Origin of the sequence: Martinezella lusitana (genome assembly GCF_900094565.1) — a bacterium.
GTDB classification, from domain to species: domain Bacteria; phylum Pseudomonadota; class Alphaproteobacteria; order Rhizobiales; family Rhizobiaceae; genus Rhizobium; species Rhizobium lusitanum.
Genome location: NZ_FMAF01000031.1, coordinates 36,027 through 52,960, shown reverse-complemented (window position 1 = coordinate 52,960; position 16,934 = coordinate 36,027). Strand labels below are relative to the sequence as shown.

19 protein-coding genes and 2 pseudogenes are annotated in these 16,934 nt (G+C 58.5%); 5 read left to right on the top strand and 16 right to left on the bottom strand.

Going from position 1 to position 16,934, the window contains the following annotated elements; genetic code table 11:
• Positions 1-51 precede the first annotated feature (51 nt).
• From GA0061101_RS32885 to GA0061101_RS32845, 11 genes are all read right to left on the bottom strand, one after another.
• Positions 52-675 carry a hypothetical protein gene (locus tag GA0061101_RS32885; RefSeq protein ID WP_245297619.1) on the bottom strand — a complete coding sequence of 208 codons (624 nt, stop codon included), beginning with the start codon at positions 673-675 and terminating at the stop codon, positions 52-54.
• Positions 676-733: 58 nt separating this feature from the next.
• Complete coding sequence (locus GA0061101_RS32880) at positions 734-1,489, bottom strand: CE1 family esterase (RefSeq protein WP_245297618.1); 756 nt, start codon at positions 1,487-1,489, stop codon at positions 734-736.
• A gap of 654 nt (positions 1,490-2,143) precedes the next feature.
• Entirely contained in the window at positions 2,144-2,350 is a 207-nt protein-coding gene (locus GA0061101_RS32875; RefSeq protein ID WP_051963838.1) for a hypothetical protein, read from the bottom strand.
• 270 nt (positions 2,351-2,620) lie between these two features.
• Positions 2,621-3,322 (bottom strand): SDR family NAD(P)-dependent oxidoreductase, encoded by a 702-nt coding sequence (locus GA0061101_RS32870; protein WP_037198382.1) that lies wholly within the window; start codon positions 3,320-3,322, stop codon positions 2,621-2,623.
• A 184-nt stretch (positions 3,323-3,506) separates the two neighbouring features.
• On the bottom strand, positions 3,507-4,403 hold the full coding sequence (locus tag GA0061101_RS32865; RefSeq protein ID WP_037198381.1) for a haloalkane dehalogenase: 897 nt from the start codon (positions 4,401-4,403) through the stop codon (positions 3,507-3,509).
• Between the two features lie 182 nt (positions 4,404-4,585).
• The gene (locus tag GA0061101_RS39925; protein ID WP_197072810.1) at positions 4,586-4,996 is read right to left on the bottom strand and encodes a zinc-binding dehydrogenase; all 411 of its coding nucleotides are present in this window, start codon (positions 4,994-4,996) and stop codon (positions 4,586-4,588) included.
• 110 nt (positions 4,997-5,106) lie between these two features.
• Entirely contained in the window at positions 5,107-5,229 is a 123-nt protein-coding gene (locus tag GA0061101_RS40835; protein ID WP_280951447.1) for a hypothetical protein, read from the bottom strand.
• A gap of 5 nt (positions 5,230-5,234) precedes the next feature.
• A complete protein-coding gene (locus tag GA0061101_RS39920; RefSeq protein ID WP_197072808.1) occupies positions 5,235-5,498 on the bottom strand; it encodes an alcohol dehydrogenase catalytic domain-containing protein in 264 nt (87 codons plus the stop codon).
• A gap of 95 nt (positions 5,499-5,593) precedes the next feature.
• Positions 5,594-6,340, bottom strand: coding sequence for an SDR family oxidoreductase (locus GA0061101_RS32855; RefSeq protein ID WP_037198380.1), 747 nt, complete (start codon positions 6,338-6,340; stop codon positions 5,594-5,596).
• A gap of 82 nt (positions 6,341-6,422) precedes the next feature.
• Positions 6,423-7,172, bottom strand: coding sequence for an SDR family oxidoreductase (locus GA0061101_RS32850; protein WP_037198378.1), 750 nt, complete (start codon positions 7,170-7,172; stop codon positions 6,423-6,425).
• A 150-nt stretch (positions 7,173-7,322) separates the two neighbouring features.
• Positions 7,323-8,297 carry an SDR family NAD(P)-dependent oxidoreductase gene (locus tag GA0061101_RS32845; protein ID WP_037198377.1) on the bottom strand — a complete coding sequence of 325 codons (975 nt, stop codon included), beginning with the start codon at positions 8,295-8,297 and terminating at the stop codon, positions 7,323-7,325.
• A 125-nt stretch (positions 8,298-8,422) separates the two neighbouring features.
• On the opposite strand from GA0061101_RS32845, the gene GA0061101_RS32840 reads away from it, so the two are divergent.
• Positions 8,423-9,055 (top strand): TetR/AcrR family transcriptional regulator, encoded by a 633-nt coding sequence (locus GA0061101_RS32840; RefSeq protein ID WP_037198375.1) that lies wholly within the window; start codon positions 8,423-8,425, stop codon positions 9,053-9,055.
• A 167-nt stretch (positions 9,056-9,222) separates the two neighbouring features.
• Here GA0061101_RS32840 and GA0061101_RS40510 read toward each other — a convergent pair.
• Positions 9,223-9,567 (bottom strand): annotated as a pseudogene (locus GA0061101_RS40510) (RidA family protein); the annotation flags it as partial.
• A 66-nt stretch (positions 9,568-9,633) separates the two neighbouring features.
• A pseudogene (locus GA0061101_RS40505) lies at positions 9,634-10,020 on the bottom strand (RidA family protein); the annotation flags it as partial.
• Between the two features lie 155 nt (positions 10,021-10,175).
• On the opposite strand from GA0061101_RS40505, the gene GA0061101_RS32830 reads away from it, so the two are divergent.
• Positions 10,176-10,772 carry a TetR/AcrR family transcriptional regulator gene (locus GA0061101_RS32830; protein ID WP_037198461.1) on the top strand — a complete coding sequence of 199 codons (597 nt, stop codon included), beginning with the start codon at positions 10,176-10,178 and terminating at the stop codon, positions 10,770-10,772.
• Positions 10,773-10,890: 118 nt separating this feature from the next.
• Here the strand turns inward: GA0061101_RS32830 and GA0061101_RS32825 are convergent, their stop codons facing one another.
• Positions 10,891-12,063 carry an MFS transporter gene (locus tag GA0061101_RS32825; protein ID WP_037198374.1) on the bottom strand — a complete coding sequence of 391 codons (1,173 nt, stop codon included), beginning with the start codon at positions 12,061-12,063 and terminating at the stop codon, positions 10,891-10,893.
• A 113-nt stretch (positions 12,064-12,176) separates the two neighbouring features.
• Between GA0061101_RS32825 and GA0061101_RS32820 the strand changes: the two genes are divergently transcribed.
• Together GA0061101_RS32820 and GA0061101_RS32815 are read left to right on the top strand one after the other, a co-directional pair.
• The gene (locus GA0061101_RS32820; protein WP_037198372.1) at positions 12,177-12,500 is read left to right on the top strand and encodes an ArsR/SmtB family transcription factor; all 324 of its coding nucleotides are present in this window, start codon (positions 12,177-12,179) and stop codon (positions 12,498-12,500) included.
• Positions 12,501-12,940: 440 nt separating this feature from the next.
• A complete protein-coding gene (locus GA0061101_RS32815; RefSeq protein ID WP_037198371.1) occupies positions 12,941-13,708 on the top strand; it encodes an SDR family NAD(P)-dependent oxidoreductase in 768 nt (255 codons plus the stop codon).
• A gap of 144 nt (positions 13,709-13,852) precedes the next feature.
• Here GA0061101_RS32815 and GA0061101_RS32810 read toward each other — a convergent pair whose 3' ends face one another.
• A complete protein-coding gene (locus tag GA0061101_RS32810; protein ID WP_141694147.1) occupies positions 13,853-14,467 on the bottom strand; it encodes a glutathione S-transferase family protein in 615 nt (204 codons plus the stop codon).
• 139 nt (positions 14,468-14,606) lie between these two features.
• On the opposite strand from GA0061101_RS32810, the gene GA0061101_RS32805 reads away from it, so the two are divergent.
• Positions 14,607-15,506 carry a LysR family transcriptional regulator gene (locus tag GA0061101_RS32805; protein WP_197072816.1) on the top strand — a complete coding sequence of 300 codons (900 nt, stop codon included), beginning with the start codon at positions 14,607-14,609 and terminating at the stop codon, positions 15,504-15,506.
• Between the two features lie 94 nt (positions 15,507-15,600).
• Here the strand turns inward: GA0061101_RS32805 and trbI are convergent, their stop codons facing one another.
• A complete protein-coding gene (gene trbI, locus GA0061101_RS32800) occupies positions 15,601-16,923 on the bottom strand; it encodes an IncP-type conjugal transfer protein TrbI (RefSeq protein WP_037198367.1) in 1,323 nt (440 codons plus the stop codon).
• Between the last annotated feature and the right edge of the window lie 11 nt (positions 16,924-16,934).

The window sequence follows — 16,934 nt, the reverse complement described above, 5'->3', positions numbered from 1 at the left end:
GGTTGTTACATCCTCCAGCGTTCACGACTTCGTGTGCCGGCTGCTATCCGCTTACTGCGAGCACATTGCGAGCGCGATTGTCGCCTCCAACTCGCGGATCTTGCGATCTTTCTCCGCCGATTCCGTGATCATGCTTTGCATTCGAGCGTCGGTTGCGCGCGAGATCTCCCAAAACGCAACGGTAAAGAGCACCGGGAGAGTCGAGCCTCCACCAGTAGGGGACAGTTGATCCGGCTGCTGAACACCGTCTTCTGCCACCACGCGACCCCAAAGCTTCAGAGAGCATTCGCCACCTGCATCGCAACGAAGCACGGCCTCCATCGCGGTGCCGGAACGGCCGGCCGTATGGCGAAAGACCGCAGCATCCGCATGAAGCCGGAAGGTCGATGTATCAATGACATGTGGAAGCATCGCGATGCTCGGCACTGTGTCAAAAACAATTCCCGGCCGAATCTGCGAATAGTCGATCGCGAGTTCGCGGTGAACCTGGACCAGGTGAGCGATGCTTGGGGTGATCGCCTGACCCCAGACCGCAGCACCTTCCCCGAAGTGATGAACGATTGAATGCCCGATGCTCGGACAGACGACAGAATGCTGCATGACGACGTTCCTTTGTAACGGTTGGACCGAACTGGTCGGTCCAGGCAAACCAAGGCAAAACACCTTGCTATCCATGAGTTCGCAAAGCGCGGCGCGCTTGTTACAAGGACGTGCAAAATTCTTCGGGAGGAGATCAGCGAGGAAAACCGACAGCGGTCAGTCCGGCGTCGAGCATGTCGGCGCGAGCCTCATGGCCGCCATTGTGAATGCACATGACGCTCTCGCCCCGAATGCAGCTGGGAACATCTTGACATTGAATGCCGTCCAGAGTGACTTTCCTTGCATTCGTGACATCGCATTTGGCGCGCGTCCGCATGATCGCTATGCTCTCAAAAGCATTGCCCTGATGAAACTGCGTACCGATGGCGCGTCCGGCAAGCGGAAAGGTCCGGTCCGCGGTCCCATGAAAATGCACAATGGGCGGAATGGCCGTGACGCAATCAGCTGGTTTGGGCAGCGGATCCCAGAACACGCCCGAAAACGTCACCATCGCTTTTGCCTTGTCGCCTTGCTGGCAAGCGGTGTACCACGCCATCGACGCTCCGATGGAAAAACCGCCGATCACCGTCTTATCGGAACTAAAGCCGTAGCGACTATTCAGGTCTTGGAAGACGTCGGCGATGAAGGCCTTCTCATCGCGCCCCGAGCGGGCACTGTTTGGAAAGGACCAGCTGCCGTCGATACCGTCAACTGCGACATACGCAAGATGATGGGCAAGCGTCACGTCAACCAGCGGCCGCTGTCGCATCTGTAACTCGGCAGAGCTTTTGAACCCATGAAAAAAGACATAGACGCCGCGAAGGTCGCCATCCTTGGGCAGCTCGATCCGGTAGTCTCCTGTTCGAACCGAACAAACGACCTCGCCTCCACACACCGGAGCTGCGAACACACCCGACGTGACGGCGGCAAAGAAAATAAGAGCAGCGAATATACGCGAAGCCATGGGTGTCCTCTCCAGGATTGTTCCTTCAGTTTGCTAAACGCTCGGTGGCCGATGTGCAATTTCGAGAGCGATCACATTGCCGGGAGTGACCAGTCGTTCATTTAAGAGGGCGCGGGAAGCCGGCGGCTGCTTTCGCCATATGCAGTTCTTAACGGGATGAGGAACGCCAACCGGCTCTGCGGACAAAATCGGGCTGACCTTCTGGTGCGCTAGTTGCTCTAGAACGGGGAAGATCGCCGAAGGCTCGGGGCGCCATGTATAGTCGGCGTTTACCTCGGCGCAAGCGATCGTGCCGACCCGCGCTATGACATAACGAGCGGGCATGGCAGGATTCAGATATCCTCGCCGTTGAACTGCGTCAGGTTCGCACCGAGCGACTCGATATCTGAATGGGCTTCCAGCGCGCTCAGGTCGAAGTTGCAAAGCGGGGCGCCAAACGCTGCGATACAAGGTAACCACCAGCGGTCCATTTTGCAGGCAACACTATCTGGGTACTTGGGTCGGCGAGTAACGTAAGCCGCCTTTTGAGCTTGATGGTGACCGCCGATGGCCCTCCAGGGCAGCGGATGCGAACTAGCCGTTCGAATGTTCTGCGTCAGGTCACACCGGCAGCGCGAGGGCGATCATTCGGCGCAAGTCTTTGCGGCTGGCCCCGGATTGGGCTTCGACGGCCATGCCCCGCGCAATCACCAGGACCAAGCGAGCGAGGGAACCCGCGTCCATCCCGGCCGGAAGCTTCTCGTTAACGTCAGCTTCGGCGAATCGATTGCAAAACCGCTTCCACGTCTGCACGCGCAGTTCAGCCATCCATTCCCGCAGTGGATCACCGGCGGTACTCGGAAGTGAGCTGTTTAAGGCGAGGCAGCCTTTGTCGGCCGAGGCAAGGCGCCGCCGTTCGTGCGTTCGAGGAGAGTGGCATCGACCTCCAGCTAAAGATCTCGCATGCGGCGGCTCGGTGCTGGTTGCTGCAAATTCAATTTCTCGGCGGCTTGCCGCAAACTTCGAAATTGCCAAACGGCATTTGCCCGGTTCATGTTCTGAAGTCCAACAGTCACCGGGGCCCTCACTCAGCTTTGCCTAGAATCGCTCTGTCCACGGCCGAAGGTCGATTTCGTGCGACCAGGCGTTTCTCGGCTGCGCAAGGACGTCCATATAGGTCTGGGCGATTGCGTCGGGATCTAGCGTGCTGTCAGGCTCGCCGCCCGGGTCCGGTCGGGTCTTTGAGCGGACGCCTCCGTCGATGTTGAAGTGCGCGACATGTATGCCCTTGGGACCGAGCTCTCTTGCCGCACTCTGAGCGAGCCCGCGCAGACCGAACTTGCCCATTGCGAAAGCCGCCGATTGGGCGAAACCCTTCATGCCTGCACTCGCGCCGGTGAATAAGATCGCCCCATGCCCTTTTGGCTCCATTCGCTTGGCGGCCTGCTGGGCAGCCAAGAACGCGCCGAACGTGGTAATAGCAATTGCTTTCTCGACTGCGGTAGGATCGACGCTCGAGAGCGGCCCCGGAACGCGCGAGCTTGCGTTGTAAATCACAACATCGGGTTCCGCGACCTGGCGTTCCATGTCGAGGAATAGCTTCGCCATTTGCTCCGGCTGGGAGGCATCGACGGCGAAGACGGCGGCGGCAGTCTCCTCCGCGAGTGGTTTGAGCTTTTCGACATCGCGAGCGGCTAGACCGACCTGCAAACCGATCTTACGCAAGCGCCGCGCGAGTGAAGCGCTGATGCCCGGTCCAGCACCGATGATTAAGGCGCAGTGATACGGGAAATCTCTCATAACGTCCTCCTGGTTGTTTCGAATCAGTGGGCCGGGTTGGCGGATTATGGGCAGCTATTGATCCGGTACGATTTATGTTCGATTTTGCGGTTGGATCACTTCGCGAAGTCGACGATCAAATTTAAATCGTGCCGCATCAATAAGCAGATAGCGGACTTTGCTGAGCCTCCAGATCGGGCCAAGTTTAGGCGATGCCGCGCAGTCCGCGGACAAATGCGGCTACGCCCGGAGCGACGACCTCCGGAGACTCCTCAGGAATATAATGGGCGCCTTCCACCCGGATTTCTTCCTGATTGGAGAAGGTCCGGCAGAAGGCGACCTGGTTCGGACTGCTATCTACGACACCCGGAGTCGCATGGAAATAAAGCTTGGGCACAGGGCTGGTCGCCAACCATTGCGAATAGCTCTTGACCGCATCGACCACATCAGCGGGTTCACCCGCGATGGGGATCTGACGCGGCCAGCTCAAGGTCGGCCGACGATCCTCCCCCGGGTTCATGAAGGGTCTGCGATGTTCGGCTTTAACGGCATCGGAGAGGGGGCGAGCAACGCTTGCGAAGAGGACCTGCTCAGCGAAGAAATTCTCCTGCATGACCATCGCGTCGCCGGCGGGCGAACGCATCGCCTCGAACGCGGGGCGCAAGAGTTCGCTGAAGCCACGCCACTCGAACGGCGTCACGATCGATTCCATGTAGGCGACGCCCTGCACCCGATCGGCATGCTTGCTTGCATAGTTGAAGGCGAGCGCCGAACCCCAGTCGTGGACAACGAAAATCACGTTGTCACCGAGATCAAGCTGATCCCAAAGCGCGTGCATGAAGCTGCGCTGTTCGAAATAGTCGTATTCCCCGGGACCTGAATTCGGAAGGTTATCCGGGTCTCCCTGACCGACCAGATCGCACGCGATCAGCCGACCTAGCCCTCTGGAGGCCGGCATGATGTTGCGCCAGATATAGGACGAAGTCGGATTATCGTGCGAAAAGACGATAGCGTCGCCTTCTCCCTCGTCGATATACGCCACTCGTTGCCCATTGACGGTCATAAATTTCTTCTCGGCGAAGGGCACGTCACTCAGCTTCATCGTTAGGGTCTCACAATTCCTAGGCTTTTCAATTTCGTTCTGGTCGTTCGCTTCCCAGCGGGCTGCTTTGCGAAAAGACGTGCCCGTCGCGCCACTTGCTCCGCAGATTGCCGACCGCGTGGTGCCGCTCATCATGGCGGCCACCCGGCGAAAAGGCGCGCTGGCCGGCAGTCCAATCGGTATCAGGGAAGCAGGACAATCTTTCCAGCTCTGCCCTTTTGCATTAGTTCCTGTGCAGCCGCCGCCTCGCGAAGAGGTAAGCGTTGGCTAGTCGGCAAAATGAATTTCCCGTCGCGAATGTCATCTGCAAATTCGCGAATCTTGGTTGGATCTGGGCGTACAAAGACCCGGCTTGTCTTAACCGTCGGATTTCTGGCTGAGGCATCATCGGACAATATGGACGCGTAAGCAAACCGGCCGCCGGCGCGAACCTTTCCAATAAGCTTCGCAGCGATCTCGCCGCCGATTGTGTCGGCGGCTCCGTCCAGTGCATCAAACCCAGCGATCGCAGTCTCATCGCCCAAGGCGACGGCTTGGAAGACGCCCAAGCTTTCAACTTCAGCAAGCTGACGTGACCGAACGCCCGCGATCACTTCGCGCCAAGCTTCTTCGCTGTGTGCACAGCCGCGCGGCCCACGCTACCGAGGGCACCGCTGATCAGAATTGTCTGACCTGCTGCTGCGTGCGTTGAAAGGCGGACGAGTTAATCGCCGGTAAGCGAGACGCACGGGATGGCTGCAGCTTCAATCGGATCAATGCCATCGGGAAGATGGGTAACCAGCGCAGCTGGCATCGCCACATACTGAGCGTAGGTGGCATCGGCCATGGCGATCACCCGGTCGGCGGCTTGAAATTATGGACCTCGCTACCGACCGCTCGCACCACACCGCTTACGTCCTTACCAAGGATAGCCGGCAGATTCAGCGGAAAGTCCTTCTGACGGACGCCTGACCTAACCTTCCAATCGATTGGATTGACACTTGTGCCAACGAGCTCGATCAGCACCATCTCCGGGCCCATCGTTGGATCAGGTGCATCGAGTTCATACTTGAGAGTTTCAGGACCGCCATACTCGTATATCCGCACCGCTTTCATGATCTGTCCTTGAATCGCCACTGAACGGCCTACGGGTTCGTATTTGCGCTAAGGTTCGCCCACACGCGAGTCTACTCATATGGCGGCACGGGGCGTCAGAGTTGCGTCAGACCCCCGTCCACCGGTAATTCGGCGCCGGTCGTGAAAGTCGCGTCGAACCCGAGGAAAAGAACGGCCTTGGCGACTTCTTCCGATGTCCCCAAGCGCTTCATCGGATTGGCTTCGCTCATCTGCCCGGTGAGTTGGGCGGCCATGCCTTTATCGGGAAACGCTTTGCCCCAGCTCGGCGTATCGGTGGGTCCGGGCGACACCGCGTTGACGCGAATCCCCCGAGGAAGAAGTTCAGCGGCGAACCCCCGAGCAAGGGATCGCAGCGCAGCCTTGGTCGCTCCCGCTGCGGCGAGCATCGGCATTCCCTTGACGTTGGAGACCGCGGTCGTGAAGACGACAGCGCCGCCCTGGTTCATTAGCGGCGCGAGCTTCTTCATAGCGAAGAACGGCCCCTTCACGTTCACCGCGAACACCTCGTCGTACATGGCCTCCGTTGTGCTCTCGATGGGCGCGAAGAGGCCGAACCCGGCGTTGACGAAAAGCAGATCGAAGGTGTCGAATTCGGCCTTCACCCGAGAGGCGAGAGCGTCGATGTCCGTCAGCGACCGGGCATCGCTCGAAACCGCGACACCACCCTTCCCCAGCTCTTTCTGCGCCGATTCCAAGCCGGCTTGCGAGCGACCCGTCACCAGAACGTGGGCGCCCCCATCGACGAGCATCTTCGCAGTCGCGAGCCCTATGCCGCTCGTGCCGCCGATGACTACAACGTTTTTACCTGAATATCGATCCATATGCGGTCTCCTCGCTAGGTCCGGCCTTACGAGGTCCGGGTCGTTTTACTGATTGCGAACTGATCCTGGACGCTAAGGCCGCTCAAAGTTGCGACCATCCTCCGTCGACTGGAAGTTCTGCTCCCGTCGTAAAGGTCGCATCAATCGCCAGGAATGCCACTGCCTTGGCAATTTCTTCCGGCCGGCCGAGACGCTTCATCGGCGCGCTTTCCGCCATCTGAAGGTAGACCTGATCTGCCGCTTCCTTCGGCATTCCTACCTTTTGGAGGATGTCCGTGGATCCAATTGGACCGGGGGTCACCGCATTCACACGTATTCCACGGGGCAACAACTCTGCAGCAATACTCCGGGTCATTGCGCGAAGCGCTGCCTTGGCGGCGCCATAGGCGCTCAAGGTTGGCACTGCCTTTACGTTTGCGATCGAAGTCGTAAATACCACCGAACTGCCTGTCGGCATGAGCGGCGCCAGCTTCTGGACGATGAAATACGGTCCTTTGGCGTTCAGATTGAGCATCTCGTCGTAAACTGCCTCAGTCACCGCCTCAAATGGCATGAAATGACCGTATCCCGCGTTGACGAACAGCACATCAAGCTTGCCGAACGTCTCCTTAACCTTCTCCGCTAAGGCATCCATATCGGGGAGAGAGGTCGCGTCGCTGGGAACAACGATAGCGTAATCGCCAAGTTCGGCCTGGGCCGTCTTGATTGTTTCCGGATTGCGACCGGTCACGATCACACGCGCACCTTCTTCGATGAATAATTTGGCAGTCGCCAAGCCCAAGCCGGTGGTTCCGCCTGTGATAAGTGCTGTTTTTCCGTTGAGCCGATTCATACGGATTCTCCTGGTGAGATTTGATATTTTCGAACTATTTAGTACGATATTTTGTGCGGTGGATGCGGTCAAGCTATTTTTGAACTATATAATTTCAAAATAGCATGCGGATGCTCATCACTGCACCCTGTTTGCCAGGACCGGTTTCCTTCAGAAAACCACACCCAAGGATGCAGGGTCAGACCAAACGACACCTGAGACCTCACCGATAGCCTGCCAAGCGGCGTCCTGGTTTTCGCGATCGTGAAAGTGTGGCTGGCGCATCGCCTCCATTGGGCCAGTGACCTTCTTGGGCGCGGAGGCAAAGAATTGCCCCGAGACGTCGGCTCCGAACGCCAATGCCTGGAGATAGCGACGAACCGCAATCTCCGGCGTCTGAGACATGCCGGGTATGAGCTTCATCAGCGGAACCATCAGCCACTTCAAAGCGAGGCCGGCGTTTCGCAGCCCCATGGTGTCGGGCGTGCTACCAGGCGAGACAGCGTATACGGCCATGCCCGGGGGGAGCCGGCGCGCCAGCACCGCGGCCCACCAGGCGACGATGAGCTTCGCGTCGGAGTGCGCTCGGTTGGGCTCGTACTTCACGTTCGGTCCGCTGCACAGCAAGGCCTTCACCGCGGCGGTTCGGTCACCCTGATGGTGTTTGGCCGCAAGAGCCGCCACGTCGGTGTAGCCGAACATGGGGATGTCCCCACGGGCGGCTTCCGAGCCGGCAATAATGATCCGCGCGTCGGAGCTCAGCAGTTTGGCATGGAGCAACCCGGCCGTCAGTTGATGGTGGCCGATGAGAGGGGCCTGGGTCGTCTCGACGCCCGTCGCAGTGAGCATGCGCTTCCTACCGCCGATCCAACCTGCATTGAGCAGTAGGAAATTGACCAGCCGACCTCGCTTGACGATCTGGGCGAGCGCGGACTGAACGCTGGACGGTGTGTCCAGATCCAGCTCCAGCGGCGTGAAGATCTGTGATTTGGTCTCAGCCGCGAGCCGAGTGGCCGTTTCCTGGGCCCGAGCCAGACTGCGTCCGGTGAGGATGATCTCGCCCCAGCCCTCTTCGGCGAGAGCACGGGCCGCCGCATAACCGAGCCCGGAGGTGGCGCCGGTGACGAGAGCGATCGAATGTTGCATGGATGGCTCCGTGGTAAAGGGAAAAGTCGAAGGAGCCCCGCGGGATAGGCACTCCCTTGTCATTTTTGAACGTTTTAGTTATATTATGTTGGTATGAAGACTGTGGTCAAGGAGTTTTGAACTAAATGTTTCAGAATGCGGTGAAGCCCCGCGGACGTCCACGTAGCTTCGATGAGAGGGGGGCGCTGGAAAAGGCGACTAAGGTGTTCCGGTCGAAAGGCTACGACGGAGTAACGATCGACGATCTTGTCGAAGGCATGGGGGTGGGACGGCCAAGTCTATATTCGATCTTCGGGGACAAGCGGACGTTATTCTTGCGCGCCCTGCGGGCGTACGCAGAGACAAAGGGCGCTGGCGCCGCAAAGGCGCTCTTCTCGCCGCCGGTTCTTCGCGACTCGATCGCCGGCTTCCTGAGGAACGCCGTTGAAACTGCAACGGAGGAAGGATCTGCCCCGGGGTGTCTTCTCATTTGTGTTGCGCCGCTCGTGAACGATACCGAGGTCCGGCAGTTCGTGCAGGACGCCGTAGCCGCCGCCGCGGCGCTGGTGGAGCGCCGTTTCTGCGACGCGATCAATGCGGGAGAAGTCCGGTCTGACTTTCCGGTAGCCGCGCGTGCGTCCCAGGTTCTTGACCTTGGCCGCGGCCTGACGATGCGTGCGCAGATGGGCACGTCGCGCAGGGAGCTGCTCAAAGACGCAGAGGAAGCGGCCGACTTGGTGCTCTTGCCACGGGGAGGGAATGCGGCGCCAGGCCATTGATGCCGAATTGTGAAGGCTGGAGCAAGCCACTTTCGGCGAGGCTGCGGCTCGACTTGTTCGACCAACCCCACACCCGGAGCGGGAAACCGGCAACGGTCGCCGACGATCGCAGCTGCAAGCTGCCGACACGCGCAGAAGCTCGATGGCCGCGACCGGTGTTTCTCTGTTCAAGGGACGCGCACGACCATTTCAATCTCGACCTTGATTTCCGGCCTGTAGAGTGCCTGGACGCCAATCGTCGTGATGCTGGGCATCTCGTCGCCGACCAGTTCACGTAGTGGAGTGACGGCCTGCCCGAACGCTTCGCTGGTCGCATTCACAACATAAACGCGCAACATGACAATGTCTTGCGCGGTCGCGTCCAGGTCCTTGAGGGCGGCGGCGAGGTTGGCAGTCGCAAGCCTCGCTTGGCCAGCGAGGTCGTCGGGTACTTGGTCACTGGCAAGTGTCGCTGCGACCTGGCCGGATAGGAAAGCGAGGCGGCCTGGTTCCGCGATGCTGATATGCGAGAACCCGTGCGAGGCCATGTTCCACATCGTCGAAGGGTTGCGGCGGCTCACTGACGCTGATGCCTGACACGGAATGCGTGCGATCACCTTGATTTCGAAGTCGAAGCCCGCAAGTCGGCTGACTCCAATAGAGGTCCAGTTCGGATACGGGGCTTGCGGGAACTTTTCGTCTCTCACCGGTATGACCACGCTCATTTGCTTTTCCGGATCCGTATGAAACGTCGTCAGGTCAACTATGTCGGCTAATGTGCATCCTGCTGCCGCGAGGGTGGCTTCCAGATTGGCGAAGGCTCGGCGAACCTGAGCTTCGAAATCGGGTTCGGGCGAACCATCGGGGCGGCTGCCGACCTGACCCGACACGAACAATAGGTCGCCCGATCGGACTGCGGGAGAATATCTGTACTTTTCGTATAGGGCATCCGGGTTGGTGGGAAACACTGTTTCGCTCTGGGCCATAGCATCGTCCTTTCATGTAGAGGCGAGCGCATCCCACAAGCTTTGCTGGACATTCCAGCTCAGCCGGCATAGCAACATACGCTACGTATGTGAAAGCACAGATTGAACTGAGCGTCAAGTTGATATACGAAACGTATGCGAAATGGGAGGTTATTCTGGCGGTTAAACGTCGCACCGAGACAACGAAGGAAAACCGCGCCAAGTTGATCGGCGCGGCGCGAAAAGCGTTTGCAGCCTTGGGTTTTGCTGAAGCATCGATGGACGAACTCACTGCACAAGTTGGCCTTACCCGTGGCGCCCTCTACCATGGCTTTGGCGACAAGAAAGGACTGCTGGCTGCTGTCGTTGCCCAAGTCGATGGCGAGATGGCCGTGCGCGCGCAAGAGATGGCGGCAGCAGCAGCAACCCCGTGGGAAAGGCTGCTGGCTGAAGGCGATGCATATATCGAGATGGCGTTGGACCCGGAAGTCCGACGAATCGTATTGTTGGACGGGCCTGCCTTTCTGGGCGACCCCTCAAGGTGGCCCAGCCAGAATGCCTGCTTGAACATCACAAAGCAGGCGGTCGCCGATTTGATCGCCGGAGGTGTGATGAAGCCAGTCGATATCGAGGCCGCGTCACGTCTTTTAAGCGGCGCGGCTTTCAATGCCGCCCTATGGGTTGCCGCCAGCGACGAGCCGCAGATCGTCTTGCCCAAGGCTATCGAGGCGTTCCGGCTAATGGCCGAAGGGTTTCTGGTAGATCGAGAGTGACCTTGGTTTACGAATTCATCGTCAAACCCGTTTTCGACTTCTGGAATCATAAGCAATCTTCTGGCAACTGGCGATCTTCAGCGTTTCGGCCATCGCCGGGCGCATGCGAAATCGCCTGTTATGTTGACACGGTCACGTGCTCCGAGCGTCCCCCGAGCAGAAGAAACCCGAGAGCAAACAGTTCAAAGATTGCACCCACCATGCCAATCATCGCCAACGAGGTCCATTGGACCGTCGCCGCCCCCATTACCGCGCCGATTGCCGCTCCTAAATAAACGGCCGAGGAGTGCAGCGACAACGTCACCGGCGCCAGGTGGGGATCGATCACTAGAAGTCTGACCTGTTGCACCGCCGGCAGCGACCAACCGAAAAGCGCCCAGATCGTGATAGCGCCCACGACGCCCGAGAATGCCCAAACTGCAGGAGCGAAGGCGGCAAGCAAGGATAGCGTCGCAAACGATAAGACCATCATCCCTGTCGCCAAGATTAGAAATTGACGCTTGTCCCAACGGTCGGCAACATGTCCGCCAATGTTATTGCCGATCGCTGCTGCGACTCCGATGACAAAAAGCGTGAACGCCACGCCCTGCGGCGATATCCTGAACACGGTTTCAAGGTAGGCGCCGAAATAGGTGTTGACCGTAAACGCACCGATCAGGACGAGGACCGTCAACAGCAGCACCGACAGAACTTCGGGCCGCCGGGCGACGGCCAGTCTCCGGCTGAGGCTGATGGCCGGAGGGCTGGGCGAGCGCGGCAACCTGGCGATGGTGCCGACCAAAGCGACCGCCCCAAGAGCGGCCACGCCGATGAACGTCGCACGCCAGTCGAACCGAGCCGCGATCAAGGTCCCCATGGGGACTCCCAGCACAAGCGCAATGGTCATGCCGCTATAGATAAAGGATAGCGCGCGGCCCCGCCGATCCGGCGCGATCGTCATAGACGCGTAACCGGCCGAGGCTGGCATGAATGTTCCCGCGGAAACCGCAAGCAGGACGCGAGCAATGGCAAGCGCAGTATAACCGGGAGCAAGTGCGGCCGCCAAGTTGGACAAAGTAAACACCGTCATAGCGCCGATCAGAAGCGCTTTTCGCGGAACGTTGGCGGTCGCAACCGCAATCAGTGGCGATCCGACCGCATAGGCAAATGCGAAAATCGTAACCAATTGCCCGGCCGCGGCAATCGACACGCCCAGATCGAGCGCCATCCCTGGAAGAATACCCGAGATCATAAAGCCTTCGGTGCCGATCGCGAATGCTCCAAGCGCCAACCATATCAAATTGCGGTACATGACAAGATTATTCCAATGTTCAAGGACTATTGAACATATGCGCCTGGTGACGGCTCGCTGTCAAGTAGTCCAACAACTATTGAATTAGATGGCGAAGGTCTTTAATATGAGGCATGGCCAAGGAAATCTATCACCCCACCATCGAGCAGATCGACCTTTCGGCAGTGCTGGACGCAATGAGCGACCCGACACGACGCGATATCGTGCTGCGACTTGCTGCGTTGGGCGAAGAGAATTGTTCGGCTTTCTTGGATTTAGGTTCAAAGACCAATCTGACTTATCATTACGGTCGATTGCGCGAAGCCGGGATTACGTCGACGAGGGTCGAAGGGACGCAGAGACTGATTTCACTTCGTCTGGACGATCTTGAGACAAAGTTTCCAGGTCTTATGGCCGCCATTATCTTCGCTGCACACCCGAGCGAATCGCAGGACTGAAGAGGGATCAGGCGGTGCTTGAGTGTAGTCCACCTGACAACGAATAACGCCAATCTCGCAGAACGCGCAGTCGGCACACTTGCCATTGCCGTCGGATCGCATGGTCCATCCTGCAGGACAGGGTCGCCGGAAAACGTCATATACTGACACGATATATGATGAAGTCGTATCCCCAGGCGTCAGTCTTCCCGGCCGCCATTCCTCTTCGGAATAATCTGTAGTCGTACGACCGACCTACAGGCACGCGATCCACAGCATCATTTTTAACTCCGTGACCAGTTAACTCACGGAGTTCTCGCGTGACCTAAGCTCACCATCCCCACGACGATCGACGCTTTCATGGCGGGCGCCGAGTGGCCAAGCTCGCTGCAAAAGCTGCTTGATTCCCGCCACCTTTCACTGACTCCAAACGATAAATATCATTCAGGAAACATCATCCCATGTCTAAACCTCTTGCAAACAAGCTTGCCCTCGTCACCGGTTCCTCGCGCGGTATTGGAGCTGCCGTTGCGGCGCGTCTCGCTGCCGATGGCGCATCGGTCATCGTCCACTATGCCAACAATGCCGGCCGAGCCGAGGACGTCGTGAAGGAAATCCGTGAGGCTGGCGGCGAGGCTGAAGCCGTTGGCGCAAACCTCAGCACGATCGAAGGCACCCAGAGTTTGATCGCGTCCATCGACCAGGCTTTTGGCGGAAAGTTTTCTGGTCGTCTCGACATCCTCGTTAACAACGCAGGCACTGTCGAATACGGCCCATTCTTGGAGTCCTCTGACCAGTCGTACGACAACCACTTTAACGTCAACATCCGCGCTCCGATCGCACTTGCCAAGGATGCTGGAAAGCGCATGGCAAAAACCGGTTGGGGTCGCATCATTAACGTGGCATCGGCCTTCGGTGAAGCCGCGCCGCTGCCTGGCGTCACGCTTTATATCGCGACAAAGTTTGCGTTGCACGGCTTTACCCGGGGCTTGTCACGCGAACTCGGCCCGCTGGGTATCACCGTTAATGGTGTCCAGCCTGGCCCAATCGACACCGAGCTTAGCCCGAACCCGGGCGATCCGGCTTACGATACCATGGTTAAACTCACCAGCGTTGGTCGTTTCGGCAAAGCAACCGAAATTGCCGCCGCCGTCGCCTATCTGGCCCATCCGGATGCCGCCTTCACCAACGGCGAAAACCTCACCGTCGATGGCGGTTGGAACGCCTGATCCGGACCCAAACAAACTCCTGCCCGCCGCGCTAGCGGCGGGCAAAGCGCGCCTATTTGGCTTACAGACGAAAAAAAATGCGCTGGTAGTCCGGCACGTTTCCCTCCTGTTCTGCTCGTCGTCATTCCTTTGAAATGAGGGTATTCACCTTCTCGATTGCTGCAACAACGGCCGGGCGGACCGATATTTCCTCATACATTGTTGGATGTTCGAGAAATCGGCCAGTTCGATCATGGCGAACTCGCGCCGCCACAGCCAGCCGAAATGCGTAATATCGGCGATCGTGTAGTCATCGCCAGCGACGAAAGCCGATCTGGCCAGAATGCCGTCCAACACTTTCAGTACGCGCATTGCTTCATTGCGGAAACGCTCGATCGCGAAGGGGACTTGTTCAGGCGCTTGCCGCTGAAAGAAGCCCGCCTGACCAAAGGCCGGACCGACACAGGTCGTGTGAAAGAATAGCTGTTCAAACACTCGGAAGCGGTTGACGCCGGCCCTGGGCAGCAGGCGGTCCGTTTTCTCCGCGAGGTAGATCAAGATCGCCGCCGACTCAGTCAGAACGATACGTTCGCCGTTAGGGCCGTCCGAATCGATGAGCACAGGCACTTTCGCGTTCGGATTAATCGCCAGGAAATTGTCGCTTCGTTGTTCACCCTTTCGGACGTTGACGGGATTTAGGATATATTCCAAACCAAGCTCTTCGAGTGCGATTGGCACTCGAACGCTATTGGGTGTGGCGAATGCGTAAACTTCGATCATGATCTTCTTCTCGATACATTTGGGGGTTGCCATCCGGCATAACGATCCAGAGAAGAGCCATTCCCTCCACGTTGCGGTAGGCCGTCCGCGGTGATAGTGATCCTTCCCTAGGAGAATGGCCACGGATCGATTGACGGCAATGGAAGCGTTTGTCCGGGTGATCGATACGGGCTCTTTCTCGGCTGCGGCGCGCCAGCTCCACATCGGGCAGCCCGCAATTTCCAAAACCATTGCCCAGCTGGAAGATCGACTTGGGGTCAAGCTGGTTCTTCGCTCCAACAAAGGGCTGACACCGACCGAGGCGGGCCAGAATTTCTACGACCGGGCACGCCGTGCGATCGAGGAAGCCGATGAAGCAGACCTTGCGGCCCGCGGCGCCGGCGCAGCCCTGACCGGCCGCCTCCGCGTGTGCGTCGCCGTCACCTTTGGTCGATTGCATGTGATTCCGATCCTTCCTGAATTTCTCGAACACCATCCTGCACTGGAAATCGAGATCATCATGGATGATCGCAGTGTCGATTTGGTCGAGGAAGGAATCGACGTCGCGATACGAATGGGGTCCATGAGAGATTCCACGCTGACTGCCCGAAAGATCGGCGAGTGTCAGCGCCTTGCCATGGGGACTCCGGCCTACTTTGAACGGTGGGGCGAACCTCAGGAACCGAAAGATCTCACGCGCCATCAGGCCACATCCCTGACGCAACCCAATCTTGGCGTCCTCTGGAAGTTTCGACAGGGAAGTACAGAGATAGCCGTCACGGTTGGCAGCCGCGTTCGGGTCACGGCCGGGGAAGGTGTTAGAGAGGCTGTCCTTGCTGGGTTGGGCCTAACCGTCAGTTCGGAATGGATGTTTGCGCCGGAGTTGAAGAGTGGTGCAGTACGACCCGCTCTCACCGACTGGCAGCTTCCAACCCTCGATCTTTGGGCTGTTTTCCCGACGGGAAGACGCACAAGCATGAAGGCCCGCATGCTCGCGGATTTCGTGGAAGCCCAGCTCGCGGCGAAGGTAGGCTTGACGAAAGCCTCCCAACCTCTCTGAATATATCAATTCTTCCAGATGCAAATTCTCATTTGCGCTTGAACCAACTCGAACCTGCGTCTCCTACGAGAATTGTTTCGGCTGCTACCCGCGGTCAGCCTCTGTATGCGACCGGAAAAATAATGTCCTGATCCACAAGGACATTGAACTTGTAGCCCGGGCGAATTTCGAGGGTCGGTTGAACATCCATGTTCCGTTGTATGGTCCGGTCTGCTACCCGGCCGAACGTCTCGGCGAAATTCCGCCGCGTAGCGTCGGAGGCAGTGTCCTGGGTCGCGAGCGTCGAGCTCTGCGGCACGGCCATGTCTATACCCGTCCCGACCAGCGCGATCAGCGCGGCCGAGCCAAAGGTTTTCAGATAATGGTTGTTCACTTTGTCGTTGAAACCGCCATAGCCTTCCGCATCGGTACCCGACATCCCGCCGATCTGCAAAGTCGAGCCATTCGGGAAGATGATGTCTGTCCAGACAACGAGAACACGTTTCTGTCCGAAGGACACCTTGCTGTCATACCGACCGAAGAGCTTCGTACCTTGCGGAATTAACAACCGATATCCTGTGGCGCTGTCGTAGACATTCTGGCTCACCTGTGCCGTGATCCGGCCGGGAAGATCGGAGTTGATCCCGGTGATCAGTGTCGCCGGAATGACCGAACCTCGCTTCAGCTCTAAGGGCGATTGTTGAGACACGACACGGTTCGGCAGGTAGCCAAGTTCTTTCAGGTCGGCGTTGAAGAAGTCTTCCTTCGAGCTTTGTCCATTGGGATCGACGTTTTGATCGCCGAGCCCTGCGCGCAACGCGGCCGCGTAGAGATCGGACGCGCCGCTCGGTTTTGTCGATGTCGTTGCGGCCCTTTCTGCCTTGCCCGCGGTCGCATCGTTCGTTTCAGCGCGCCCTTCCAACTTGCCGCGGTCGATGGCAAGCGGCGCGTCATAGGCCGCATTGTTCGCCTGCAAGCGAGCCATGCGCTGGCGCTGCTGCTCCCGCAGAACCTGTTCTTGTTGTTCGCGCTGAAGGCGGGCACGCCAAACGCCTTCCGCTTCGAGCTCCTGATCGCGCTGCTGCACTTCGCGTTGCCCTGGCTGCGGCGTAAAGGGATTGGCCGCCTTCTCTTCGGCCTGTTTCGTCTCGACCGGCGCCGGCTGGAACGTCGTCTGCTGCTGTGGCTCGCCAATGATGCCGTCGGTGACACCTCGCTTGATCTGGTCGGCATAGGTCGAAGCCGGACTGCCCGAACTGGTGTCGGGGCCGCTATTCTTGCCGAAGTAAAGCCCGCGCGAGGCAAGCCCAAAGAAGATGATGCCAAGAAAGGCAACGAACAGCACGATCACGACCATGACCGGCACGCGGTTCACCCGCTTGATGCCCGATGTAGCCTGACCATTCGCGGCGCCGCCGAGCTTGAGAGACTGCACCATGATGATCTCCC